The 24555-nt window shown below is 45.6% G+C and carries 20 protein-coding genes and 4 tRNA genes; 1 reads left to right on the forward strand and 23 read right to left on the reverse strand.

The genetic code is table 11. The annotated features are described in order from the left end of the window. From R7Z41_RS14215 to pncC, 10 genes are all read right to left on the reverse strand, one after another. A tRNA-Arg gene (locus R7Z41_RS14215) sits at positions 1–74 on the reverse strand. Positions 75–159: 85 nt separating this feature from the next. Continuing rightward, positions 160–251 (reverse strand) — tRNA-Ser (locus R7Z41_RS14220). 29 nt (positions 252–280) lie between these two features. After that, positions 281–357, reverse strand: a tRNA-Arg gene (locus R7Z41_RS14225). 31 nt (positions 358–388) lie between these two features. Beyond that, positions 389–480: transfer RNA gene (locus R7Z41_RS14230), tRNA-Ser, on the reverse strand. Positions 481–814: 334 nt separating this feature from the next. Continuing rightward, positions 815–1012 (reverse strand): carbon storage regulator CsrA, encoded by a 198-nt coding sequence (gene csrA / locus R7Z41_RS14235; RefSeq protein WP_004415691.1) that lies wholly within the window; start codon positions 1010–1012, stop codon positions 815–817. Between the two features lie 92 nt (positions 1013–1104). Further along, complete coding sequence (locus tag R7Z41_RS14240) at positions 1105–2292, reverse strand: aspartate kinase (RefSeq protein ID WP_065274845.1); 1188 nt, start codon at positions 2290–2292, stop codon at positions 1105–1107. A 211-nt stretch (positions 2293–2503) separates the two neighbouring features. Then, positions 2504–5086 carry an alanine--tRNA ligase gene (alaS, locus tag R7Z41_RS14245; RefSeq protein ID WP_225478056.1) on the reverse strand — a complete coding sequence of 861 codons (2583 nt, stop codon included), beginning with the start codon at positions 5084–5086 and terminating at the stop codon, positions 2504–2506. Positions 5087–5228: 142 nt separating this feature from the next. After that, complete coding sequence (gene recX / locus R7Z41_RS14250) at positions 5229–5696, reverse strand: recombination regulator RecX (protein WP_005383799.1); 468 nt, start codon at positions 5694–5696, stop codon at positions 5229–5231. A gap of 127 nt (positions 5697–5823) precedes the next feature. Beyond that, on the reverse strand, positions 5824–6867 hold the full coding sequence (gene recA, locus R7Z41_RS14255; RefSeq protein ID WP_005380874.1) for a recombinase RecA: 1044 nt from the start codon (positions 6865–6867) through the stop codon (positions 5824–5826). A 200-nt stretch (positions 6868–7067) separates the two neighbouring features. Continuing rightward, positions 7068–7550 (reverse strand): nicotinamide-nucleotide amidase, encoded by a 483-nt coding sequence (gene pncC, locus R7Z41_RS14260; protein ID WP_017633544.1) that lies wholly within the window; start codon positions 7548–7550, stop codon positions 7068–7070. 84 nt (positions 7551–7634) lie between these two features. Between pncC and mutS the strand changes: the two genes are divergently transcribed. Further along, a complete protein-coding gene (gene mutS / locus R7Z41_RS14265) occupies positions 7635–10196 on the forward strand; it encodes a DNA mismatch repair protein MutS (protein ID WP_213891984.1) in 2562 nt (853 codons plus the stop codon). Positions 10197–10278: 82 nt separating this feature from the next. On the opposite strand, the gene rpoS is transcribed toward mutS, so the two are convergent. The 13 genes from rpoS to rlmD all read right to left on the reverse strand — a co-directional run bounded on the left by rpoS (position 10279) and on the right by rlmD (position 24465). Continuing rightward, a complete protein-coding gene (gene rpoS / locus R7Z41_RS14270; RefSeq protein WP_005380887.1) occupies positions 10279–11265 on the reverse strand; it encodes an RNA polymerase sigma factor RpoS in 987 nt (328 codons plus the stop codon). Positions 11266–11345: 80 nt separating this feature from the next. Beyond that, entirely contained in the window at positions 11346–12269 is a 924-nt protein-coding gene (locus R7Z41_RS14275) for a peptidoglycan DD-metalloendopeptidase family protein (protein ID WP_017633546.1), read from the reverse strand. A gap of 13 nt (positions 12270–12282) precedes the next feature. Next, on the reverse strand, positions 12283–12909 hold the full coding sequence (locus tag R7Z41_RS14280; RefSeq protein WP_005380892.1) for a protein-L-isoaspartate(D-aspartate) O-methyltransferase: 627 nt from the start codon (positions 12907–12909) through the stop codon (positions 12283–12285). After that, entirely contained in the window at positions 12909–13685 is a 777-nt protein-coding gene (gene surE / locus R7Z41_RS14285; RefSeq protein ID WP_005380894.1) for a 5'/3'-nucleotidase SurE, read from the reverse strand. The genes R7Z41_RS14280 and surE overlap by 1 nt, the downstream gene beginning before the upstream one ends. Then, positions 13685–14728, reverse strand: coding sequence for a tRNA pseudouridine(13) synthase TruD (gene truD / locus R7Z41_RS14290; RefSeq protein WP_225478051.1), 1044 nt, complete (start codon positions 14726–14728; stop codon positions 13685–13687). The genes surE and truD overlap by 1 nt, the downstream gene beginning before the upstream one ends. 45 nt (positions 14729–14773) lie before the next feature. Further along, a complete protein-coding gene (gene ispF, locus R7Z41_RS14295) occupies positions 14774–15250 on the reverse strand; it encodes a 2-C-methyl-D-erythritol 2,4-cyclodiphosphate synthase (RefSeq protein ID WP_005380896.1) in 477 nt (158 codons plus the stop codon). Between the two features lie 14 nt (positions 15251–15264). Beyond that, positions 15265–15972, reverse strand: a complete 708-nt coding sequence (gene ispD, locus R7Z41_RS14300) for a 2-C-methyl-D-erythritol 4-phosphate cytidylyltransferase (RefSeq protein ID WP_017821625.1) — start codon at positions 15970–15972, stop codon at positions 15265–15267. Between the two features lies 1 nt (position 15973). Beyond that, positions 15974–16255, reverse strand: a complete 282-nt coding sequence (ftsB, locus tag R7Z41_RS14305; protein WP_005380907.1) for a cell division protein FtsB — start codon at positions 16253–16255, stop codon at positions 15974–15976. A gap of 293 nt (positions 16256–16548) precedes the next feature. After that, complete coding sequence (eno, locus tag R7Z41_RS14310; protein ID WP_005383785.1) at positions 16549–17850, reverse strand: phosphopyruvate hydratase; 1302 nt, start codon at positions 17848–17850, stop codon at positions 16549–16551. Positions 17851–17928: 78 nt separating this feature from the next. Further along, positions 17929–19569 (reverse strand): CTP synthase, encoded by a 1641-nt coding sequence (locus R7Z41_RS14315; protein ID WP_021034029.1) that lies wholly within the window; start codon positions 19567–19569, stop codon positions 17929–17931. A 205-nt stretch (positions 19570–19774) separates the two neighbouring features. After that, positions 19775–20578, reverse strand: a complete 804-nt coding sequence (gene mazG / locus R7Z41_RS14320; RefSeq protein ID WP_005383780.1) for a nucleoside triphosphate pyrophosphohydrolase — start codon at positions 20576–20578, stop codon at positions 19775–19777. Positions 20579–20802: 224 nt separating this feature from the next. Beyond that, positions 20803–23022: a GTP diphosphokinase gene (gene relA / locus R7Z41_RS14325; protein WP_225478050.1), complete on the reverse strand. Its 2220-nt coding sequence runs from the start codon at positions 23020–23022 to the stop codon at positions 20803–20805. A gap of 123 nt (positions 23023–23145) precedes the next feature. Then, positions 23146–24465 carry a 23S rRNA (uracil(1939)-C(5))-methyltransferase RlmD gene (gene rlmD / locus R7Z41_RS14330; RefSeq protein WP_025768846.1) on the reverse strand — a complete coding sequence of 440 codons (1320 nt, stop codon included), beginning with the start codon at positions 24463–24465 and terminating at the stop codon, positions 23146–23148. Positions 24466–24555: the final 90 nt, after the last annotated feature.

The following is a 24555-nucleotide window of genomic DNA, read 5'->3' on the forward strand; positions in this document are numbered from 1 at the left end:
CGCGTCCTGGAGGATTCGAACCTCCGACCGCCTGGTTCGTAGCCAGGTACTCTATCCAGCTGAGCTAAGGACGCGCAGATCTTCTTGCTAAGAAGTTGTGAAGTAAATCACATTCATTTCTTACGAAACAAAAAAAAGGCCATCGGGCCAGTCAATGAATGGCGGTGAAGGAGGGATTCGAACCCTCGATACGGGATAAACCGTATACTCCCTTAGCAGGGGAGCGCCTTCAGCCTCTCGGCCACCTCACCGTTTTCATTGTTATATCTCAAAAGAGATATGGCGCGTCCTGGAGGATTCGAACCTCCGACCGCCTGGTTCGTAGCCAGGTACTCTATCCAGCTGAGCTAAGGACGCACTTTTTGTTGATAAATCAACGTTGCAAGAATGGCGGTGAAGGAGGGATTCGAACCCTCGATACGGGATAAACCGTATACTCCCTTAGCAGGGGAGCGCCTTCAGCCTCTCGGCCACCTCACCGTCTTGCGGAGGCACATATTACGTTTTACCGAAAATATGTCAAACACTTTCTTTGAAAAAATCTACGAAACTGGCTTAACCGTTGCTGATTTAATCAAAGTGACTATTAAACGAACTTTATCACTCTATTATGATGAAAAAAAGAGAGTCTTCTCTGAAAAAAAGACATTTATTTTCAAATAACTTTCTGAAGTTCGAATCAACATTATTGATGAATTCACAGCCATACTCAACACAATAGTTTCTGCAAATTTTCAAAAACAGTAAAAACTAAAAAGGCCAACCCTTCGGTTAGCCTTTTTCATTCAAACTAAGCTCTGTAAACAGGAGCGACTTAGTAGTTACCTGAAGCAACGTTGCCATTGCCTTTTTCAGCTTGAATGCGCATGTAGATTTCTTCACGGTGAACTGAAACCTCTTTCGGAGCGTTAACGCCGATACGCACTTGGTTACCTTTAACACCTAGTACAGTTACAGTCACTTCATCACCAATCATCAGTGTTTCGCCTACGCGGCGAGTCAAAATTAGCATTCTTTGCTCCTTGAGTAATCTCTAAATTTTCTTGCTACAAAGCTATTATCCAACAAAAGTTATATTTTCGTAAACTACCTTGTTAGCGAAAATCAGCCTAAAAAGGCATGTTTTTGTTGAATGTTTAATGCTTCACTAGACGTAATGTAAGCATCATGCAGAATGTTTGCTGCTGTATCCACACATTCGGGTGCTAAAACTAGCATCATAGTGAGTGCATTCGTTGCGCTGAAATTGATCTCAATATCTCGCTTTGCCAACAAATCGCATGCGTGCTCTACCATTCCATTGGCCTCAAGCCCCACTGCGGTCAACAGGCTTACCACTTCACTATTACGGATTTTGTCGCTGAACACCAGATCGAACTTGGCACATGCATCTTGTTTTATCGTGATACCTGCCCGTTCTGTTTCCTCGATCACATTCCAAATGTCGATACCCAACATCTGACATTGTTTTGTAGCACTAGATAAATGTTCTTTATCGACTTCGATTATGGCAAGGTCACGTTGAATGGCTATACCAGAGACGGCTTGATTGCCTAACTCCCCCTTTACCAGACTGCCTTCATTAACATCAAATGTCGAAAGCACGCGCAGTGGCACATTATTCTTCCATGCAAATTGCACTGAAGGTAAATGTAATACTTTCGCACCTCGGCTTGCCATCGCTTCCATGGAAGGAAAATCGATAACCGCCAATTTTCGCGCGTTTTTCACTACACGTGGGTCACAAGTATAAATACCATCAACGTCGGTAAAGATTTGACACTCATCAGCGCGCAATGCGCCTGCCAGTGCCACTGCGCTCGTATCTGAGCCACCTCGACCTAATGTGGTGATATCCCCGTTCTCATTCACACCTTGAAAGCCTGCAACAATAACGATTTGGTCTTGCTCAAGCAATCCCAGAATTGTCTTAGTATCAATGTGTTTAATCGTTGCGTCATTGTGTTGATTATCCGTCACAATATTCGCCTGTGCTCCGGTAAGCGAGCGTGCAGCATGACCCAATTTATTGAGTGTCATTGCTAACAGTGCCATTGACACTTGCTCACCAGCAGAGAGCAAAACATCAAGTTCTCGAGCTGTAGGCACGCTATCTATCTGTTTAGCGAGGTCCATCAGTCTGTTTGTTTCGCCTGACATTGCAGACACGACAACAACAACTTGATTGCCATCATTTTTCGCCTTAATGATGTGTTCAGCAACTTGGTGGATTCTTTCAATTGAACCCACTGAGGTTCCGCCAAACTTTTGCACGATAAGGGGCTTTTTCACCAGTCTTCACCTTCCCAAGACCGAAGTCTCTTTAGAACTGCTTATATCGTCAGTATTTCGTTTTAGAAAAATTATATAAGCAGTAGTTACAACAAAAACCAAATAGCCTAAATGACTCGGTTAACTTTTGGTCAATTAAACCACTTGGCTGCTAAAAAAATTACGCTCAATCAAAGAAACTTGATTGAGCGTAATTTTAGTAGTTAAAAGCTTATAAGCGCTCTTCTAACCAAGGCTGAACTGTTTTAATTGCCTCTGGTAGTGCGGCTACATCAGTACCACCAGCTTGAGCCATGTCAGGGCGACCACCGCCCTTACCACCGACTTGCTCAGCAATCATCTTAACTAGATCACCAGCTTTTACTTTACCAGTTAGATCTTTAGTCACACCAGCAATCAGGCCAACCTTATCACCTGTTACGTTGGCAAGCAGTACGACACCAGACCCCATTTGGTTCTTGATGTCATCAACCATAGTACGTAGGTTCTTGCTGTCAGCGCCTTCAAGAGCTGCGACTAGAACTTTTGTACCATTGACTTCAACCGCTTTGCCCATGATGTTAGCGCTTTCTGCTGCCGCCATCTTATCTTTTAGCTTCTGCACTTCTTTCTCTAGCGCTTTTGCTTTCTGTGCAGATTCTGCCAGTTTCTCTTCGTACTTCGCGTTTTGAGCTTCAATAGCGTCTAATGCAGCCTCGCCTGTTACCGCCTCAATACGTCGAATACCTGCAGCAATGCCGCTTTCTGAAGTGATTTTGAATAGGCCAATATCACCTGTGCTTGATGCGTGAATACCACCGCAAAGCTCTGTCGAGAAGTCGCCCATAGATAGTACGCGTACTTCGTCGTCGTACTTCTCGCCGAATAGAGCCATTGCGCCTTTCTTCTTAGCAGACTCAATGTCCATCACGTTGGTTTCAATCGTGTGGTTGCGACGAATTTGCGCGTTAACTAGGCGCTCAACTTCTTTCAACTCTGCTGCGGTTACGGCTTCTAGATGCGAGAAGTCGAAACGTAGGTTGTCTGCCTTCACCAATGAACCTTTCTGCGTTACGTGCTCACCTAAAACTTGGCGTAGTGCTGCGTGTAGCAAGTGCGTTGCTGAGTGGTTTAGAGAGATAGCTGCGCGACGCTCTGCGTCAACGATAGTTGCTACTTCATCACCTTTCGCTAGAACGCCTTCTGCCATTACACCGTGGTGCGCGATTGCGTTACCTAGTTTTTGAGTGTCCTCAACGCAGAATACACCAGACTCAGTACGGATTTCACCAGCGTCACCACACTGACCGCCTGACTCTGCGTAGAATGGTGTTTCACCAAGTACGATGATTGCTTTGTCGCCCGCAGATAGCGAATCTACTTCGTTGCCTTCAACGAACATCGCTGCTACAGAACTAGAGCCTTTAGTACCTGTGTAACCACAGAATTCTGTTTGCGTATCAACTTTGATTGCCGCGTTGTAGTCAGTACCGAAGTTACCCGCTTCACGCGCACGTTGACGCTGTTCTTCCATCGCTTTCTCAAAACCTTCTTCGTCGATTGCGAACTCACGCTCACGTGCAACGTCGTTAGTTAAGTCAGCTGGGAAGCCGTAAGTGTCGTAAAGTTTAAATACGGTTTCGCCGTCCAGTACTTTACCATCTAGGTTATCTAATGCTTCGTTTAGAATCGCCATACCGCGCTCAAGTGTACGACCAAAGTTTTCTTCTTCGATACGCAGTACTTTTTCAACCACAGCTTGTTGACGCTTCAGCTCTTCACCAGCCGTACCCATGATGTCAGCTAGAACGCCAACCAACTTGTGGAAGAATGCACCTTGTGCGCCCAGCTTGTTACCGTGACGAACTGCACGACGGATGATACGGCGTAATACGTAACCACGACCTTCGTTTGAAGGCATAACGCCATCCACGATCAGGAATGAACATGAACGGATGTGGTCAGCGATAACGCGTAGTGATTGGTTTGATAGGTCTTCGTAACCGATCACTTCTGCTGCTGCTTTGATAAGAGCTTGGAATACATCGATTTCGTAGTTTGAGTGAACGCCCTGCATGATTGCAGAGATACGCTCGATACCCATACCAGTATCTACCGATGGTTTTGGTAGCGGTTCCATAGTGCCGTCTGCGTGACGGTTGAACTGCATGAATACGTTGTTCCAGATCTCGATGAAACGGTCACCATCTTCTTCAGGCGTGCCAGGACGGCCACCCCAGATGTGCTCACCGTGATCGTAGAAGATTTCAGTACATGGACCACAAGGGCCAGTGTCGCCCATTTGCCAGAAGTTATCAGACTCATACGGCTTGCCGCCTTCTTTATCACCAATGCGAACAATACGATCAGCGGGCACGCCAACTTTCTTGTTCCAGATGTCAAACGCTTCGTCATCGGTTTCGTAAACAGTTACCAATAAACGATCCGCTGGCAGTTTAAGAACTTCGGTTAGGAATTCCCAAGCAAAGGAGATCGCATCTTCTTTGAAGTAATCGCCAAAGCTGAAGTTGCCTAACATTTCAAAGAATGTGTGGTGACGAGCAGTAAAGCCAACATTTTCTAGGTCGTTATGTTTACCACCAGCACGTACGCAACGCTGAGCCGTAGTCGCTCGAGTGTAGGCTCGTTTTTCTAAGCCTAAGAAACAATCTTTAAATTGGTTCATACCTGCGTTTGTGAACAGCAGGGTTGGGTCGTTATGTGGAACTAACGATGAACTTTCTACGATTTGGTGTCCTTTGCTCTCAAAGAACTTGAGGAACGCGTTACGAACCTCATCAGTGCTCATGTACATGCAGCTCTTCCTGAAAATAGTCGAGTTAGAATTTTGCCGTATTGTAGATCATGCAAACAGCTGAGACTAGTTTTCTTGAGGAAAAGAGGGAGTAGGAGAAAAAATTTGAAGCAAAACAAAAATCAGTGCGGACGACTGACCGTTAATCTTCGTCCTCAAAGTTCAGCGCGTAGCTGATTTGGTCAAAACTGTAGCCACGATATTGCAGAAATCGCACCTGTTTAGCGTACTCTTTCTGGTCTTTGGCTTTAATACCTTTGAATTTCTTTTCTGCCGCCTGTTTAGCCAGTTCAAACCAATCTTGCGGCTCTTCAGCCATAGCTTGCTCAATCACCGATTCCGCAACACGCTTCTGGTTTAACTCTTGACGAATTCGACGCTCTCCATGTCCTTTGTATACATGCTGTCTAATTTGACTCTTCGCGTAACGTAAATCATCTAGATAATTATGGTCTAGGCAAAAATTAATTGCGATGTCGATGTCTGATTCTTCATAGCCCTTCATCGATAATTTTTGGTAAAGCTCATACTGACCATGATCGCGACGGCTAAGCAATTGGATAGCTGCCTCTTTGCTCGATAATGTTGGCGCCTGGCGTTTTTGGTACATGATGATCCTAAAAGTATTTTTGCTGTACAGGCTCTCAATGGCCTTTGTGATAATTCGATTTTTGATTTCAATAGATACAACAAAGCCCCGCATTGCAGGGCTTTGTCATTTATTAATCTATGAGAGATTAAAACTCTTCAGCTTGCTCTGGCGCTTCACCAGCTTCAGGCGCTTCCGCAAGTGCTGGCGCTAGCAACATTTCACGCAGTTTTGTATCGATAGTTTTAGCCACTTCAGGGTGCTCACGCAGGTAGTTACACGCATTCGCTTTACCTTGACCAATCTTATCGCCATTGTAGCTATACCATGCACCGGCTTTTTCAACTAACTTGTGCTTCACACCTAGATCGACAAGTTCACCTTCGCGGTTAAAGCCTTGGCCGTACATGATTTGTGTGTTTGCTTCTTTAAATGGTGCTGCAATCTTATTCTTAACAACTTTGATGCGCGTTTCGTTACCTACGACTTCGTCACCTTCTTTGATTGCGCCAGTACGACGGATATCTAGACGAACAGAAGCGTAGAACTTAAGTGCGTTACCACCTGTTGTTGTTTCTGGGTTACCAAACATCACACCAATCTTCATACGGATTTGGTTGATGAAGATACACATACAGTTAGACTGCTTTAGGTTACCCGTTAGCTTACGCATTGCTTGAGAAAGCATACGTGCTTGCAGACCCATGTGGCTATCGCCCATTTCGCCTTCGATTTCTGCTTTCGGTGTTAGTGCTGCGACAGAGTCGACAACCATAACATCGATAGCACCAGAACGTGCAAGTGCGTCACAGATCTCTAGCGCTTGCTCACCTGTGTCTGGCTGAGAAACTAGCAATGCATCGATATCAACGCCAAGTTTCTTCGCGTATACAGGATCTAGAGCGTGCTCTGCATCGATAAACGCACACGTTTTGCCTTCACGTTGTGCAGCAGCAATAAGCTCAAGGGTTAGCGTTGTTTTACCTGAAGATTCTGGACCGTAGATTTCTACGATACGACCCATTGGTAGACCACCAGCACCCAAAGCGATATCAAGAGAAAGAGAACCCGTTGAGATGGTTTCTACGTCCATTGCGCGGTTATCACCAAGGCGCATGATAGAGCCTTTACCGAATTGCTTTTCAATTTGACCTAGCGCAGCGGCGAGCGCTTTCTGTTTGTTCTCGTCCATTACTTTCTCCGATTTATTCATCTTCTTTGGGCGACGAATAGTAATTCATTTTTCTTAAGCAGAAGAACTGCTCAGCAATGAAAGTTATTATACTGTTGATTCATACAGTGTCCATACCTGTATGAAAAAAATTTGGCTGACCTAAAGTCATGATTTGCTCTAGCCCTTATCAATGCTGGGCTAAAACAATTTAAGAAATTCTAGAGTAGATGTTGATACAATTGAGTCAGCGCATGCTCGACCGCTTTTTTGCGAACTTCTGCACGGTCACCAGTAAAATGCATGGTTTCGACTTGCTGCCAACTTTGGTTATCAGCAAAAGCAAAGCAGACCATGCCGACTGGTTTCTCTTCACTGCCACCACCCGGCCCTGCAATACCACTGATGGACACACCGATGGTCGCATTGGAGTTTTTAATTGCACCCTGTACCATTTCAATCACAACTGGCTCACTCACTGCACCATGCGCTTCTAACGTTGAAGCTTGCACACCAAGCATCTCCATTTTCGCTTCATTACTGTAGGTGACAAACGCACGGTCAAGCCACGCTGAACTACCAGCAATGTCAGTAATGGCGGTTGCAACACCACCACCTGTGCATGATTCTGCGGTCGTTAAAAGATGCCCGTGTTTAGCCAATAATGCGCCTAAATCGGCACTCAATTTTGTTGTTTTTTCCATAGCCAAAATGCCCTTTGTCTCTTTTTACTTGATAGGGATTCACGTATCCTAAGCCGCTACGGAAATAAACAAAAGAACTTACCTGTGAAAGCTGAACAAAAACACACTCCGATGATGCAGCAATACCTCAAGCTAAAAGCTGAGAACCCAGAGATTTTGCTGTTCTACCGCATGGGCGATTTCTACGAACTCTTTTACGATGATGCCAAGCGAGCTTCTCAGCTTCTTGATATTTCATTGACCAAACGTGGTGCGTCTGCAGGTGAACCTATCCCAATGGCGGGTGTGCCATTTCACGCCGTAGAGGGCTACCTGGCAAAACTTGTTCAGCTTGGTGAGTCTGTGGCGATCTGTGAACAGATTGGCGATCCGGCCACCAGCAAGGGCCCGGTAGAACGTAAAGTTGTGCGTATCGTGACACCAGGTACTGTGACGGATGAAGCGCTGCTTTCTGAGCGTGTCGATAACTTAATCGCAGCAATTTACCATCACAACGATAAGTTCGGTTATGCGACGCTGGATGTCACCTCTGGTCGCTTCCAACTGACAGAACCAGAAACTGAAGAAGCGATGACAGCTGAGCTTCAACGTACCTCACCACGTGAGCTACTGTTCCCAGAAGATTTTGAACCTGTACATTTAATGGCGAGCCGCAATGGCAACCGTCGTCGCCCAGTCTGGGAGTTTGAGCTTGATACGGCTAAGCAACAACTCAATCAACAATTTGGCACAAAAGATCTGGTTGGTTTTGGTGTAGAACATGCGTCCTTAGGGTTATGTGCTGCTGGTTGTTTGATCCAGTACGTAAAAGATACTCAACGTACGGCTTTACCTCATATTCGCTCTTTAACGTTTGATCATCAGGATCAATCCGTCATCCTTGATGCTGCTACCCGACGTAATCTGGAAATTACTCAAAATCTAGCAGGCGGAACCGATAACACGCTCGCTGCAGTACTCGACCATTGTGCAACTCCGATGGGCAGCCGAATGCTGAAGCGTTGGTTGCATCAGCCTATGCGTTGCATTGAAACGTTAAACAATCGCCTTGATGCGATTGGTGAGATTAAAGAACAAGCTCTGTTTGCCGATCTTCAACCAACGTTAAAGCAAATTGGTGATATTGAACGTATCTTAGCGCGCCTTGCATTACGCTCTGCTCGCCCTCGCGATATGGCTAGACTTCGCAATGCCATGCAACAGCTACCAGAGCTAGAATCTGTCACCGCTTCTTTGACCCATCCGTACCTAACGAAATTGGCGAAGTATGCAGCTCCGATTGACGAAGTATGTGACCTGTTAGAGCGCGCGATTAAAGAAAATCCGCCGGTTGTTATTCGTGATGGTGGCGTCATCGCTGAAGGCTACAATGCGGAGCTCGATGAATGGCGAAAATTGGCAGACGGTGCAACAGAATATCTTGAGCAGCTTGAGCGAGATGAGCGTGAACGACACGGTATCGATACGCTTAAAGTTGGCTACAACAACGTTCATGGCTTCTTTATCCAAGTAAGCCGTGGCCAGAGCCATTTGGTTCCACCGCATTATGTACGTCGCCAAACACTCAAAAACGCTGAACGCTACATCATCCCAGAGCTTAAGGAACACGAAGACAAAGTACTTAACTCGAAATCTAAAGCGTTAGCACTTGAGAAACAGTTGTGGGAAGAACTGTTTGATCTATTGATGCCAAACCTTGAGAAGCTGCAAAACCTAGCTTCTGCCCTGTCTCAACTGGATGTATTACAAAACCTAGCAGAGCGTGCAGATTCGTTAGATTACTGCCGCCCAACGCTTGTGAAAGACGCAGGAATTCACATTCAAGCTGGTCGTCATCCAGTCGTAGAACAAGTAACAACAGAGCCGTTCATCGCGAACCCAATTGAGCTTAACCCAGCCCGTAAGATGTTGATCATCACTGGTCCAAACATGGGTGGTAAATCAACCTACATGCGTCAAACTGCGCTGATTGCATTGATGGCACATATCGGCTCTTATGTACCGGCAGAATCCGCACAGATTGGTTCTTTAGATCGTATATTTACTCGTATTGGTGCGTCAGATGATCTTGCATCTGGCCGCTCGACCTTCATGGTAGAAATGACCGAAACAGCCAATATTCTTCACAACGCAACTAAGAACAGTTTGGTGCTAATGGATGAAATCGGACGCGGTACTAGTACTTACGACGGTCTCTCTTTAGCTTGGGCAAGTGCGGAATGGCTCGCAACACAAATTGGGGCGATGACCCTATTTGCAACTCACTACTTCGAATTAACAGAGTTACCGAACCAACTGCCAAGCTTAGCGAACGTTCACTTGGATGCCGTAGAACATGGAGACAGCATTGCCTTTATGCACGCAGTTCAAGAAGGTGCGGCAAGTAAGTCTTACGGCTTGGCTGTTGCGGGCTTAGCTGGCGTACCAAAAACGGTCATCAAAAATGCGCGTAACAAGCTATCTCAGCTAGAGCAACTGGGGCAAAACAGTGACACACCGCGTCCAAGTGCAGTAGATGTGGCCAACCAGTTGAGCCTGATTCCAGAGCCTAGCGAGGTCGAACAAGCTCTGTCAGGTATTGATCCTGACGACTTAACGCCACGCCAAGCTCTTGAAGAGCTGTATCGCTTGAAGAAGATGCTGTAAACAGACTCACACCGACGAGCAAAAAAGAAAAAAGGCTATGGGGAACCATAGCCTTTTGTGTATCTAGTGAAATACGGATTACTTAATCGTCTTCTACGTTAAACAAGTTTTCCATATTCAAACCTTGTTTGATTAGGACTTCACGAAGACGACGTAAACCTTCCACTTGTATTTGACGTACTCGCTCACGTGTCAGACCAATCTCTCGACCAACTTCTTCCAGCGTCGAAGGCTCGTAGCCTAGTAGGCCGAAGCGACGTGCAAGCACTTCTTTCTGTTTCGGATTCAACTCTTCTAACCAATGAATCAACGATGATTTGATGTCGTCATCTTGAGTCGAAACTTCTGGATCAGAGTTGTTTGCATCAGGAATAATATCCAGCAGCGCTTTCTCACCGTCACCACCGATTGGCGTGTCGACAGAGCTAATACGCTCATTAAGGCGTAACATTTTGCTTACGTCTTCGACTGGAATATCTAATTGAGCAGCAATTTCTTCTGCGGTCGGTTCGTGATCGAGCTTTTGAGAAAGTTCACGCGCAGTACGCAGATAAATGTTCAGCTCTTTCACTACGTGGATAGGTAGACGGATCGTGCGAGTTTGGTTCATCAACGCTCGCTCTATCGTTTGTCGGATCCACCACGTTGCGTAAGTAGAGAAACGGAAACCACGTTCTGGGTCGAATTTTTCGACCGCTCGGATCAAGCCGAGGTTACCTTCTTCAATCAGATCGAGTAGTGCTAGACCACGGTTACTGTATCGACGAGAAATCTTAACAACCAAACGTAGGTTACTTTCGATCATACGTTTGCGTGCCGCTTCGTCGCCACGTAGGGCGCGTCTTGCGTAAAGCACTTCTTCTTCGGCAGTAAGTAAAGGTGAGAAGCCAATTTCGCCCAAATACAACTGAGTTGCATCTAAGCTTTTACTGCTCGCGTCAAATTCTTCACGCGCAGTCGCTTTGCTTTCTGTGGATGATGATCTTTCGAGTTCGTTATCAATGGTCTTCACTGACGCATTGTCAAATGCAAACTCTTCAACTTTGGTTACTGTGTTGCTGATACTCATAACGCCTCCCCCTGGCGAGTTAGCAAGACATGACAACTCAATATGTCGCTAAATGATGTCGCAAGTTGTTTTTCAAAGTTTTAAGGCAAATAGCGTTTTGGATTCACTGATTTACCTTGATAGCGAATTTCAAAGTGTAGTTTGACCGACTTTGCACCTGAACTACCCATGGTGGCGATTTTTTGTCCGCTTTTTACGCTTTGTCCTTCTGTGACCAGCAGTTTGTCATTATGTGCGTATGCGCTTAAATAATTGTCGTTATGCTTTACTATAATTAAGTTGCCATAACCTCGTAGCGCATTGCCTGAATAAACGACTGTGCCGGCTGCGGTTGAAACGATAGGTTGACCACGCTGTCCTGCGATGTCGATACCTTTATTTCCCTGTTCTCCCGCCGAAAAGTTCTTGATTACTCTCCCTTTTGTTGGCCACAACCACTTTGAGACTTTATCACTCTTTGCTGTGGTAGTTGGCGCTTTTTGCTTCACTTTTTGGTTATCTTTTGAACCAACATACTCCTTTGTTTTCGATTGTTCAACCTTCTTTGGAGGCTGTTTTTGTACGACTTTAGGCTTAGTCTCTGTAGGTTTTTGACTAGAGTTTTTACTCGAAGGTTTAGGTTTAGAGGCTGTTGATGTTTTCGTCACTGGAGCTGGGGGGGTCGTAACAACAGGAGCCACAACGGGTTCAACTTTTTGACCATATTTAGGGGCGACATATTTCGGAGCCCAAAGTTTTAGCCTCTGTCCTGGGTAGATAGTGTAAGGCTGAGTTAACTCATTGTAACGAACAAGATCATTTACATCTTTATCTGTGACATAAGCTATGAAGTAAAGCGTATCGCCTTTTTTTACCTCATAATAACTCCCTCTGTAACTCCCTCTTTCAAGGCTTGAATAGTCTTTTTTTAGGCTAGAGACAGGTGCAGGGGAATGCGCTGCACAACCAACTAGTCCTGCAGCAAACACAAAGCTAATACCAATATGACGTAGTAACTTATTCACCTATCCCTAACCCTTAAGCTAAATCACCCGCAACCAGAGGTACGAACCGAACCATTTCTACAACGGTAGAGAGATATTCGTCTCCCTTACGCTCTATTTTTAATAACTGTTGCTCCGTATCTCCAACAGGAATGACCATTTTGCCGCCATCTCTTAATTGTGAGAGAAGAGCTTGGGGAATCACTTCAGCGGCAGCGGTAACAATGATAGCATCGAAAGGACCTCTCGCTTCCCAGCCCTGCCACCCATCAGCATGCTTAGTTGAAACATTGTAAATATCCAATTGCTTCAGGCGACGCTTTGCTTCCCATTGCAACGATTTAATTCGCTCAACGGAGTATACATGATCAACAATTTGCGCCAGTACCGCGGTTTGATAACCCGATCCCGTTCCGATTTCCAGAACACGACTCGCCGGCTCTAGCTCAAGCAACTCGGTCATACGCGCAACGATATAAGGCTGAGAAATAGTTTGTCCCTGACCAATTGGTAACGCATTGTTATCATAGGCTTGGTGCATCATCGCTTGAGAAACAAAGCTTTCTCGTGGCAAGCGTTGGATAGCATCCAGAACTCTTTGGTCTTTGATGCCACTGGAGATAAGAAACGCTATCAACCTGTCAGCATGTGGGTTACTCATTACTTCTCTTCCTTTAACCAACTATCCATAGCACGCAGCGACTCGTGAGCGGTGAGATCAACTTGCAGAGGCGTCATTGAAACTCGGCCATGCTCAATTGCATAAAAGTCCGTGCCCTCTCCTGCATCTTGCTCCTTTCCTGGTGGCCCTAACCAATAAATGTCATGGCCTCTCGGATCTTTCTGCTTGATCATATTCTCTGCGTGATGACGTGCACCTAAACGCGTAACTTCAATTTCACCTAAATTCTCTGATGGTAAGTCAGGCACGTTTACGTTCAGTAGACGATTCGTTGGAATCGGCGACGCTAAATGCTGTTGTACAATTTGACGTGCAATTTTAGCGGCGGATTCGAAATGTCGCTTACCCACTAGAGAAAAAGCCACCGACTGAACGCCAAGGAAATGACCTTCCATGGCTGCTGCTACTGTTCCAGAATAAAGAACATCATCACCCAAATTAGCGCCATGGTTGATTCCTGACAGAACAAGATCAGGCAAATCATCTTTCATTAGCTCATTCAGCGCGAAATGCACACAATCCGTGGGCGTGCCTTGCACTGAGTAGATATTTGGGGCAATTTCAGTCACGCGTAATGGTTGTTCTAATGTGAGTGAATTCGAAGCACCTGAACGATTTCGATCAGGTGCGACAATGGTCACTTCAGCGATATCTCTCAACTCATCAGCGAGGGCATGAATCCCTTGAGCATGAACACCATCATCATTGCTGATTAAGACTCTTAAGGGCTTCGGGTTTCGTGAATCCTGTTCCATTAGTATTCTCTTTCTACTTCAACCTCATTAACTAACTCACGAACAATAGAGGTCGCAAAAGATCCCGCATCCAGTGAGAAAGTCAGCGTAATGTTGTTACCTTCAACCGTCCAAGCTAAATCTTTTGGCTTTAGCGCAATATCGCGACGGTCGTGGCGCATGCGATTACCACGAATCAGCGCCATGAGGTCAGGCTCTTCGTCTAAAAACGGTTGCTCTAATGCCAGAGCCTCAGCTTGAGTAGGCAGTGCATTATCGCCAGCAAGCGCAGCGGTAATTGCCGCTTCACCTTGCGCAAATTGCACTTGCAGAGCAGCAATGTTGTTTGCATCAATCAACTGAGTGCCAGAATTCGTCTGTGCAATGTCACCATCAATGAACTTATCAAACACACCATTCTCTAGACGAGCTGAAACGATGCGGTTGAAAATCCACGAACGAGCCGCTGATAAATACATGCTTCGCTTGTTTTGATTGCGGGTACGAACGTTTTCGCGTCCCCATCGACGTGCTTCTTCAAGGTTGTTGCCATCGTTACCAAAACGCTGACTACCGAAGTAGTTTGGCACGCCAACTTGTTTCACTTTTTCAAGACGTTGCTCTACATCCGCTATATCTGTCACTTCAGACAAAGTCACCACAAACTCGTTCCCTACTAGGTCACCAGGGCGCAGTTTTTTATTGTGACGATCTGTTGCAAGGATTTCGATACTTGGGTATTGAGACAAAAACGCTGAAAAATCTGGCGTTTCACCTTTTGGTAAATGGACACTTAGCCACTGTTCCGTCACCGCATGACGGTCTTTAAGACCCGCCCAGCTAACGTCTTTCGACTTAACACCACAGGCTTTTGCTAACTCGTTAGCAACGAAGCTGGTGTTCTCGCCCGTTTTACGGATACGAACCATTAGGTGCTCGCCTTCGCCCGTAAAGGCAAAACCTAAATCTTCGCGAACCTGAAAGTGCTCTGGCTGCGCTTTGATTTTTGCCGATGCAACTGGCTTACCCGTTAGGTAAGCCAATGAAGATAAAATGTCTGACATGATGTGTTTCCGCTGATATCACAGCTTAGGGGAGCAAATTGCTAGTTATTGCTTAAACAGAAGTACAACGGCTTCCGTTGCAATGCCTTCTTTGCGTCCAGTAAAACCGAGACGTTCTGTCGTCGTCGCTTTTACGTTAATGTTACTAATATCGGTTTCTAGGTCTTCGGCAATCGCCGCACACATTGCGTCAATGTGTGGTGCCATTTTAGGCGCTTGTGCCATGATGGTTACATCAGCATTGCCAAGACGGTAGCCTTGCTCTTTGACTCGACGGTAAACGTCTTTCAGTAATTCACGACTGTTTGCGCCTTTCCATTTATCATCCGTATCTGGGAAATGACGACCAATATCGCCGGCAGCAATCGCACCCAGCAGAGCATCCGTTAACGCATGCAACGCTACATCGCCGTCTGAGTGTGCAATCAAACCTTGCTCATAAGGGATTGCTACACCACCAATAATGACTGGGCCTTCACCACCGAATTTATGTACATCGAAACCATGACCAATTCGAATCATTTTCTATCCTTTCTTTATTCGCCGCGCTCACGGCTTAGATAAAACTCGGCTAACGCAAGATCTTCTGGCTGAGTGATTTTTATATTGTTCGCATTCCCTTGAACTAAGGCTGGCTTCTCGCCTAGCCATTCCAAAGCCGAGGCTTCATCGGTAATGGTTACACCCTGTTCTAATGCGTCAGCCAGTGCTTGAGTAAGCTGCTGAGTTTTAAACATTTGTGGAGTCAGTGCATGCCACAATGCTTCTCTATCTACCGTATGATCGATATCTTGTACTGCGTTTGCTCGCTTCATTGTATCTCTCACAGGAGATGCGAGAATGCCACCCGTTGAGTGGGCGCAGCAAACATCAATCAAACGGTCAATGTCGGATGTTAATACACATGGCCTTGCAGCATCGTGGACTAACACCCACTCGCTTTCCAGATGCTCATTGACATAGTTTAGCCCTGATAACACAGAGTCTGCTCTTTCTTTACCACCAGCTACACGAATCACATCTGGGTGCTTTGCAATGGACAATTCTGGGTAATATGGGTCGCCGTCAGTAATGGCAACGACAACCTTAGAAATATTTGGGTGAGAAAGCAGTTTCTCTACGGTATGTTCCAGTACCGCTTTACCTTCGATCAATAAATATTGCTTAGGGCGATCTGCCTTCATTCTGCTACCCACACCCGCAGCTGGCACAATTGCGATATGCGATGAGTTCATATCCAACATTTTAATGGTTTTCCTCACCTATAATGCGGTAAAAAGTCTCGCCATCTTTAACTAAACCGAGCTCATGACGCGCACGTTCTTCAATCGCATCAAGACCTTGCCTTAAGTCATCAATCTCAGCGAACATTTCATTGTTGCGAGCTTGTAGCTTGCTGTTCACTTGTTGCTGAACTTCAATTTCATCTTTTACTGTGTAGTAGTCAGACACTCCGTTTTTACCAAACCATAGAGTGTATTGAAGCAAGCCAAACAGTAGCGTAAGGGCTATAACAAAGATTCGCATATCGCTGCTAACATTCTGTACCGGAAGGAATTAGATAAGGTGACATATATAGCATAAATGCGAGGTTGCCTCTAGGGGAGAAAGGGAGACTCACACGCTCCTTACAAGAAATAGGCAGCAAAATGAAACAAAGAGACTTCTCTACTCTCTCTCCTCGTTCTATGGAATCACAAATGAACGTAAGCGAAAGACATCAAAAAGCAAAGCCTGTTCTCATATGTCAGATACAAAAACACCCCGCCAAAGCAGGGTGTTTTAAAAGCTTTAAGTTAAGCTGCTAATTCAGTGAAGAATTAAGCTTGACCTTTAACTTCTTTAAGACCGTTGAAAGGAGCGCGCTCACCTAGAGCTTCCTCGATACGGATTAGCTGGTTGTACTTAGCAACACGGTCAGAACGGCTCATAGAACCAGTTTTGATTTGACCTGCTGCTGTACCTACCGCTAGGTCAGCGATAGTTGCATCTTCAGTTTCGCCAGAACGGTGAGAGATTACTGCTGTGTAACCTGCGTCTTTAGCCATCTTGATTGCAGCTAGAGTCTCAGTTAGAGAACCGATTTGGTTGAACTTGATAAGGATAGAGTTAGCTACGCCTTTCTCGATACCTTCAGCAAGGATCTTAGTGTTAGTAACGAATAGATCGTCACCTACTAGTTGAAGCTTGTCACCTAGTAGTTCAGTTTGGTGCTTGAAGCCATCCCAGTCAGACTCGTCTAGACCATCTTCGATAGAAACGATTGGGAATTGGTTAGCTAGCTCAGCTAGGTAGTGGTTGAACTCTTCAGAAGTGAAAGTTTTACCTTCGCCTTTCATGTTGTAGATGCCAGCTTCTTTGTCGAAGAACTCAGATGCAGCACAGTCCATAGCTAGAGTAACGTCTTTACCTAGTTCGTAACCAGCAGCTGCAACAGCTTCTGCGATAACTTCTAGAGCTTCAGCGTTAGATTTAAGGTTAGGAGCAAAACCACCTTCATCACCAACTGCAGTGCTGTAGCCTTTAGACTTAAGAACTTTAGCTAGGTTGTGGAATACTTCTGCACCGATACGTAGACCTTCTTTAAGAGTCTTAGCGCCAACTGGTTGGATCATGAACTCTTGGATGTCAACGTTGTTGTCTGCGTGCTCACCACCGTTGATGATGTTCATCATTGGTAGAGGCATAGAGAACTGACCTGCAGTGCCGTTTAGCTCAGCGATGTGCTCGTATAGAGGCATGCCTTTCGCAGCAGCAGCAGCTTTAGCGTTTGCTAGAGAAACAGCTAGGATAGCGTTAGCACCGAATTTAGATTTGTTTTCAGTGCCGTCTAGTTCGATCATTACTGCGTCGATTGCAGCTTGGTCTTTAGCGTCTTTGCCAACTAGAGCTTCAGCGATTGGGCCGTTTACAGCTTCAACTGCTTTAAGAACACCTTTACCTAGGAAACGTGCTTTGTCACCGTCACGTAGCTCAAGAGCTTCGCGAGAACCAGTAGATGCGCCAGATGGAGCTGCCGCCATACCTACGAAACCGCCTTCTAGGTGTACTTCAGCTTCTACAGTTGGGTTACCACGTGAGTCGATGATTTCACGACCTAGAACTTTAACGATCTTAGACATTAATGTTTCCTCTCGTTTCAAATATAAATGTCAATCTTAAAGGGCAGCAGCACAACCTTCGCCGCCGCCCGTATCCTTTTACTTCTCGAATTCGCCGCGTGCGTTTTGGCCCGCAGCCTTAACAAAACCTGCAAACAATGGATGTCCATCGCGAGGAGTCGAGGTGAATTCTGGGTGGAACTGAGCCGCTACAAACCATGGGTGAGCTGGGTTCTCAATCATTTCCACTAACTTCTTGTCCGCAGATAGACCTGATACTTTTAGGCCTGCTTTTTCGATTTGCGGACGAAGCACGTTATTCACTTCGTAACGGTGACGGTGACGTTCATGGATCGTCGCGCTACCGTACAGTTCACGAGCTTTAGTCCCTTTCTCTAGGTGACACAACTGTGAACCAAGACGCATCGTACCGCCTAGGTCAGACTTTTCAGTACGCTCTTCTACGCTACCTGATTCGTCTACCCACTCTGTGATCAAACCTACCACAGGGTACTTAGTCTCTTTGTTAAATTCTGTTGAATGTGCACCTTCCATACCCGCAACGTTACGCGCGTATTCGATTAGTGCAACTTGCATACCCAAACAAATACCTAGGTAAGGCACGTTATTTTCACGTGCATATTGAGCCGCACGGATCTTGCCTTCAATACCACGATCGCCGAAGCCACCTGGTACTAGGATCGCGTCCAAACCTTCTAGAAGTTCAACGCCTTTTGTTTCGATATCTTGTGAGTCTACATACTTAATTGTGACGCTTAGACGGTTTTTCAAGCCAGCGTGTTTAAGCGCTTCGTTCACAGATTTGTATGCATCTGGTAATTCAATGTATTTACCAACCATACCGATGGTTACTTCACCAGTAGGATTTGCTTCTTCGTAGATAACCTGTTCCCATTCAGAAAGGTCTGCTTCCGGAGCAGTAATACCAAAGCGAGCACACACAAGGTCATCTAGACCTTGAGATTTAATCAACTGAGGGATCTTGTAGATAGAGTCTACATCCTTCATTGAAATTACTGCTTTTTCTGGAACATTACAGAACAGTGCGATTTTTTTACGCTCATTCGCAGGAATAACGCGATCGCTACGGCAAACTAGGATATCTGGCTGAATACCGATAGATAGAAGTTCTTTTACAGAGTGTTGCGTCGGCTTAGTTTTCACTTCGCCCGCTGCCGCTAGGTAAGGAACAAGTGTTAGGTGCATGAACATTGCGCGCTCACGGCCTAGCTCAACAGCTAGCTGACGAATCGCTTCCATAAATGGTAGTGATTCGATATCACCAACAGTACCGCCAACTTCAACGATAGCCACATCATGGCCTTCAGAACCTGCAATAACGCGATCTTTGATTGCGTTAGTGATATGAGGGATAACTTGAATAGTTGCGCCTAGGTAGTCACCACGACGTTCTTTACGAAGTACGTCGGCATAAACACGACCTGCAGTGAAGTTGTTACGCTTGGTCATCTTGGTACGGATAAAACGCTCGTAGTGACCAAGGTCAAGGTCAGTCTCTGCGCCATCTTCTGTAACGAACACTTCACCGTGCTGAGTAGGGCTCATTGTGCCCGGGTCAACGTTGATGTAAGGGTCAAGCTTCATCATAGTCACTTTAAGACCACGAGCTTCTAGAATAGCCGCAAGAGATGCTGCTGCAATACCTTTACCTAGAGAGGATACAACCCCGCCAGTAACAAAAATGTAATTTGTCGTCATGTTTAACCTGAAATTGGTTGAATGAGGGAAATGGAGTGCTTCTGGACGGGAGATAAATATACCAGAAGCTCCTTACCGCCACAACGTGAAATCTATCACACCGTAATTTTTTATTTTTTGCTTCAAATCAAAGTGAGCAAAGACAAACCAAAGTCCGTTTTCGTGTAACCAAACAAGCTGACCTTATATTATGTATTCTGTCAGTTTACCTCTGCCTCGATTCTTCTTGTTTTACTTCATCCCAAAAATGGTCAAGTTCTGATAAAGAACAATCTGTAAGTACTTTGCCTGACTGCTGGACCTTGCCTTCAACTTGTTTAAAACGTCGCGCAAACTTTACGTTTGCTTTTCCTAGCGCGACTTCTGGGTTTTTATCAAGGTGGCGAGCCAAATTGACAGTCGCAAATAGCAAATCACCGAGCTCCAACTCAACTTTCTCTTCATCGGGCTGAACTTGCAGTGCCTCTTCCATGACTTCGTCAATTTCTTCTCGTACTTTATCGACAACCGGGCCAAGTGAATCCCAATCAAACCCAAATTTTGCACATTTTTTCTGAATTTTTGTAGCACGAGAAAGTGCCGGTAAAGAGTTTGGTATTGAGTCTAGGATACTTTCTTCCGCTTTGCCTACTAGGGCTTTTTCTTTTGCTTTTTCCGCTTCCCAGTTCGCGTTAATTTCCTCGTCAGATTCAAACTCAACATCTGAAAAAACATGCGGGTGGCGACGAGTCAGTTTTTCGTTCACGGTTTCGACGACATCCGAAAAGTCAAACAGCTCTTGCTCTTTCGCTAGCTGACTGTAAAAAATCACCTGAAACAACAAATCCCCTAGCTCTTCTTTTAGATTGGGCCAATCTCGATTTTGAATCGCGTCCACCACTTCGTAGGTTTCTTCTATAGTATGCGGAACGATGGTGTCAAAGGTTTGTTTTAAGTCCCAAGGGCAACCGTTTTCTGGGTCACGCAGCTTCGCCATGATTTGTTCTAACTGTTCAATTGGATGACTCATTTTTTGTTCCTTTAAACCTTTCTATTAAAGAAAAAGGTGAGCAGCCAAAACCACTCACCTTCTACATTATATTTTCTCAGCAGCTTTCACTAAGTAATTGTTACTTTGACAAGGCAACAAATTTTCGCGACTCCTGAGCATAGCTCGCCTATGTGATGAACCTGGGCCGGCACTCCGGAGTGCGTGCAGTCAACAACGCTACAACGATAACTCTGACGAGAGTTTTAGCCGAGGCGTTTTACAGACATTACATCCTTGATCTGTTCCACACGTTTCGAAACCCGCGAAAGCACCTCAATATTGGTGACTTCTAGGTCAAAGTCCATGATGGCAAGTTGACGTCTGTAGTCGACTCGGTTCTTCATACTGGTCACTTTAATCTTTTCGTTGGCGAACAGTGTCGTAATGTCTTTGAGTAGACCACCTCGCTCCATCGCTTCAACACGCACGGTGAGGATGTATGACCCCACAAAGCCGCTGCCCCAGACTGTATCGATGATGCGCTCTGGCGCATGATGGCGCAGTTCTTCTAGCTGTTCACAGTCACTGCGGTGTACTGAAATCCCACGACCTTGCGTTATGTAACCAGAGATATCGTCACCTGGAATTGGCTGACAGCAACGTGCTAGGTGTGTCATTAGATTATCGACGCCTTCTACTACAACTGCGTCTTTTTTCGGTCGGCTTTGCGCGGGTGATTTGTGCTCAGCTTCTTGCAGTTTTTCCAGTGCTTGCTGATCTTCTTCCTCTGCCGTTGGCTTGTTAACTAACGCGTTAATATGGTTAATGATTTGGTTTATGCGCAAATCACCGCTACCTACCCCAACATACAATTCATCTGGTGTTTTGACGTTAAACCGCTTGAGGGCGTAATGCTCTGCATCTTTTAACGTTGCGCCAATTTTGGCTAACTCATGCTCAAGGATTTCACGACCTGCTTCAAGGTTCTTCTCACGGCTTTGTTTTCGGAACCAGGCGTTAATTTTGGCACGCGCACGACCAGAATGAACGAAGCCTAATGATGGGTTTAACCAGTCACGTGATGGGTTAGGTTCTTTCTGAGTGATAATCTCGACTTGGTCACCCATATGTAATTTATGCGTGAATGGCACAATACGACCTCCGACTTTGGCACCGATACAACGGTGTCCCACTTCGGAGTGAATGTGATAGGCAAAATCTAGCGGCGTTGCCCCCATTGGCAAATCGACAACATCACCACGTGGTGTAAAGGCATAAACACGGTCATCAAAGACTTGGCTACGCAGCTCATCGAGCATTTCGCCAGAGTCAGACATTTCTTCTTGCCAATCCAGTAGCTTACGCAGCCACGTGATCTTCTCATCATAACCGCTTCGGCTGCTTGCCCCTTCTTTATATTTCCAGTGCGCTGCAACCCCCAGTTCCGACTCTTCATGCATTTGCTTGGTACGAATCTGGATCTCGATGGTTTTGCCTTCTGGCCCTAGAATTACTGTATGGATCGATTGATAACCGTTTGGTTTAGGGTTAGCAACGTAGTCATCAAACTCGCTCGGTAGATGCTTGTATTTGGTGTGAACTACGCCTAAAGCCGCGTAACAATCTTGCAGTTTGTCTGCGATGATACGCACTGCTCGCACATCAAACAGCTCATCAAAGGCCAAACTCTTTTTCTGCATTTTTCGCCAAATGCTGTAGATGTGCTTAGGTCGACCACTCACTTCGGCATTGATGCCCGACACTTCCATTTCGTGCGTGAGGTCTTCAACAAAGTCTTTGATGTACTGTTCACGAACGATGCGTCTCTCAGAAAGCTGTTTGGCAATTTGTTTGTAAGTTTCCGGTTGTTGGTAGCGGAAAGCGTAATCTTCAATTTCCCATTTCAGCTGACCGATGCCTAATCGGTTTGCTAGCGGCGCATAGATGTTGGCACACTCTTTTGCCGCCGCACGTCGAACTTCATCTGGCGCTTTTTTAACTTCAATAAGGTTACAAATTCGTTCCGCGAGCTTGATAACTACGCAGCGGAAGTCATCCACCATGGCAAGCAGCATGCGGCGTACGTTATCTACCTGAGATGACGCTGCACTGCCTTCCATGTTGACGTTGAGTTGGCCAATAGCAGCCATTTCTTCAACGCCGTCGATTAATTTTATGATTTCTTTGCTGTATTTCTCTTCCAGAATTTCTCTGTTGAAAGCACCACTTGCAACCAAAGGAAACAGTTGAGCAGCCACTAAAGTGGCTTGATCCATAGACAAGGTGATCAAAATTTCGATCATTTCTCGTCCACGCCACAACAACAGTTCCGCTTGCTCGTTATCAGCTAATACTGTCTGGCAATCTCGATATACTTCGATTAAGCGTGAGGCTGTGTTTTTCTCTTGTCCTAGGCTAGCCACCCAGTTTTCGAGTTCAAACTGTTCATCTTGGTTTAAATGCGCGCTTCTTACCGCAACCATCTCATCATCCTAATTATTATATTCGTGTGGTTTGACTAACACCGTCCAGGTTAGTTCTTTTTACCGCGCGTACACGCTGGCTTTATGACCACCCACCACAAATAAGGGGTCAAAGTCCTAAAGTTAGGACTTTTCAAACAATGCCATCGATTCTAGATGACTGGTATGAGGGAACATATCCAGCATACCTAATTTAGTTAATTTATAGCCTTGCTCTATCAAGCTTTGACTATCCCTAGCAAGGGTAGCAGGATTACAAGAAACATAAACTACACGCTGTGCGCCAAGCTCAGAAACTTGATCGATGATCCCACTCGCTCCCGCGCGTGCCGGGTCTAATAATACTTTATCAAACCGCTCTGCGGCCCAGGCTTGGCCTTCAAAATCTTGCTCAAGGTTAGCGTGATAAAATTGCGCGTTATTGATTTGGTTCAAAGATGCATTGTTTGTGGCTTTTTCTACCATCTCTGCAACACCCTCTACTCCAACCACGTACTTAGCTAATTTCGCAACTGGTAAACTAAAGTTGCCTAAACCACAGAACAAATCTAACACTCGGTCACTCTTTTGTGGGTCTAACCACTCAACCGCTTGTTTGACCATTTGTTGGTTTACACCTTGGTTTACTTGAATAAAGTTATTTGGTGCAAAAGGGATTTTCACTCCAACTTCTTGATAAAAAGGCATATCGCCTTCGATAAGGTCTAATTGTTCTGTCGATGGCATTAAGTACAACGATGCGCCATGACGTTTTGCCAACTCCGTTAGAGATTGAGTTTCACTCGTTGTCAGAGCGCTCAAGTGGCGCAGCGTAATACACGGCCCATTATCACCAAGTACCAGCTCTACATGACCCAATTGTTCCGGCTTTTTGAACGCTTTTAGGGCTGAGTAAATCTCTGGCAGCAAAACATTCAGTTCCGGTGCCAGCACTGGGCAATCGGTCACTTGCGCAATTTGCTTACTCTGCTTTTTACGGAAACCAAAATGTAGCTGACGTGTTTTTTTATCAACAAACAAGCTCACTCTCGCACGGCGACGGTAGGCCTGCGAATATCCCAATAACGGGGCATCTAGTTCAATATCACTGCCTGAAAATTTTCGCATTAGCTGACGCAACGTTTGCTGTTTGTACGTCAATTGTTGGTCATAATCTAAATGCTGCAAATCACAGCCACCGCACTCATGATAATGTGGGCAAAATGGCTCCACACGAGCTTCACTCGGCTTAAGGATTTTAATCAACTTACCGCGAGCGTATTTGCTCTTTTCTTCCACCAATTGAGTGACCACCTCCTCACCCGGCAGTGCTCCATCAATAAACAATGGCTTCTTTTTGAGGTAAGCAATGCCTGCGCCGTGGTGATCTAAACGCTCTACTTGCACTGCTTGGTGCCGAGTATTGAGTTGGGTTTTCTTTTTCGGTTGAAAGATGCGTGCCATGCTCTATGCCTGATTTATATGTAATTGCTCTTCGGCTTCACTATTCTTGATTGCAGCCGTTGTGTGATTCGAGTGACTTGATTATGCTTA

The organism is Vibrio sp. 1457, from assembly GCF_033340195.1.
Taxonomy (GTDB): Bacteria; Pseudomonadota; Gammaproteobacteria; order Enterobacterales; family Vibrionaceae; genus Vibrio; species Vibrio alginolyticus.

Excerpts from the sequence above, each read along its gene's own strand:
- R7Z41_RS14315 (WP_021034029.1), bottom strand. The coding sequence starts at position 19,569 with ATGACGACAAATTACATTTTTGTTACTGGCGGGGTTGTATCCTCTCTA.
- surE (WP_005380894.1), bottom strand. The coding sequence starts at position 13,685 with ATGGAACAGGATTCACGAAACCCGAAGCCCTTAAGAGTCTTAATCAGC.
- recA (WP_005380874.1), bottom strand. The coding sequence starts at position 6,867 with ATGGACGAGAACAAACAGAAAGCGCTCGCCGCTGCGCTAGGTCAAATT.
- ispF (WP_005380896.1), bottom strand. The coding sequence starts at position 15,250 with ATGATTCGAATTGGTCATGGTTTCGATGTACATAAATTCGGTGGTGAA.
- pncC (WP_017633544.1), bottom strand. The coding sequence starts at position 7,550 with ATGGAAAAAACAACAAAATTGAGTGCCGATTTAGGCGCATTATTGGCT.
- recX (WP_005383799.1), bottom strand. The coding sequence starts at position 5,696 with ATGTACCAAAAACGCCAGGCGCCAACATTATCGAGCAAAGAGGCAGCT.
- relA (WP_225478050.1), bottom strand. The coding sequence starts at position 23,022 with ATGGTTGCGGTAAGAAGCGCGCATTTAAACCAAGATGAACAGTTTGAA.
- ftsB (WP_005380907.1), bottom strand. The coding sequence starts at position 16,255 with ATGCGAATCTTTGTTATAGCCCTTACGCTACTGTTTGGCTTGCTTCAA.
- alaS (WP_225478056.1), bottom strand. The coding sequence starts at position 5,086 with ATGTACATGAGCACTGATGAGGTTCGTAACGCGTTCCTCAAGTTCTTT.
- truD (WP_225478051.1), bottom strand. The coding sequence starts at position 14,728 with ATGTCAGACATTTTATCTTCATTGGCTTACCTAACGGGTAAGCCAGTT.
- rlmD (WP_025768846.1), bottom strand. The coding sequence starts at position 24,465 with ATGGCACGCATCTTTCAACCGAAAAAGAAAACCCAACTCAATACTCGG.
- rpoS (WP_005380887.1), bottom strand. The coding sequence starts at position 11,265 with ATGAGTATCAGCAACACAGTAACCAAAGTTGAAGAGTTTGCATTTGAC.
- csrA (WP_004415691.1), bottom strand. The coding sequence starts at position 1,012 with ATGCTAATTTTGACTCGCCGCGTAGGCGAAACACTGATGATTGGTGAT.
- eno (WP_005383785.1), bottom strand. The coding sequence starts at position 17,850 with ATGTCTAAGATCGTTAAAGTTCTAGGTCGTGAAATCATCGACTCACGT.
- R7Z41_RS14280 (WP_005380892.1), bottom strand. The coding sequence starts at position 12,909 with ATGAGTAACCCACATGCTGACAGGTTGATAGCGTTTCTTATCTCCAGT.
- ispD (WP_017821625.1), bottom strand. The coding sequence starts at position 15,972 with ATGTTGGATATGAACTCATCGCATATCGCAATTGTGCCAGCTGCGGGT.
- mazG (WP_005383780.1), bottom strand. The coding sequence starts at position 20,578 with ATGAGTCATCCAATTGAACAGTTAGAACAAATCATGGCGAAGCTGCGT.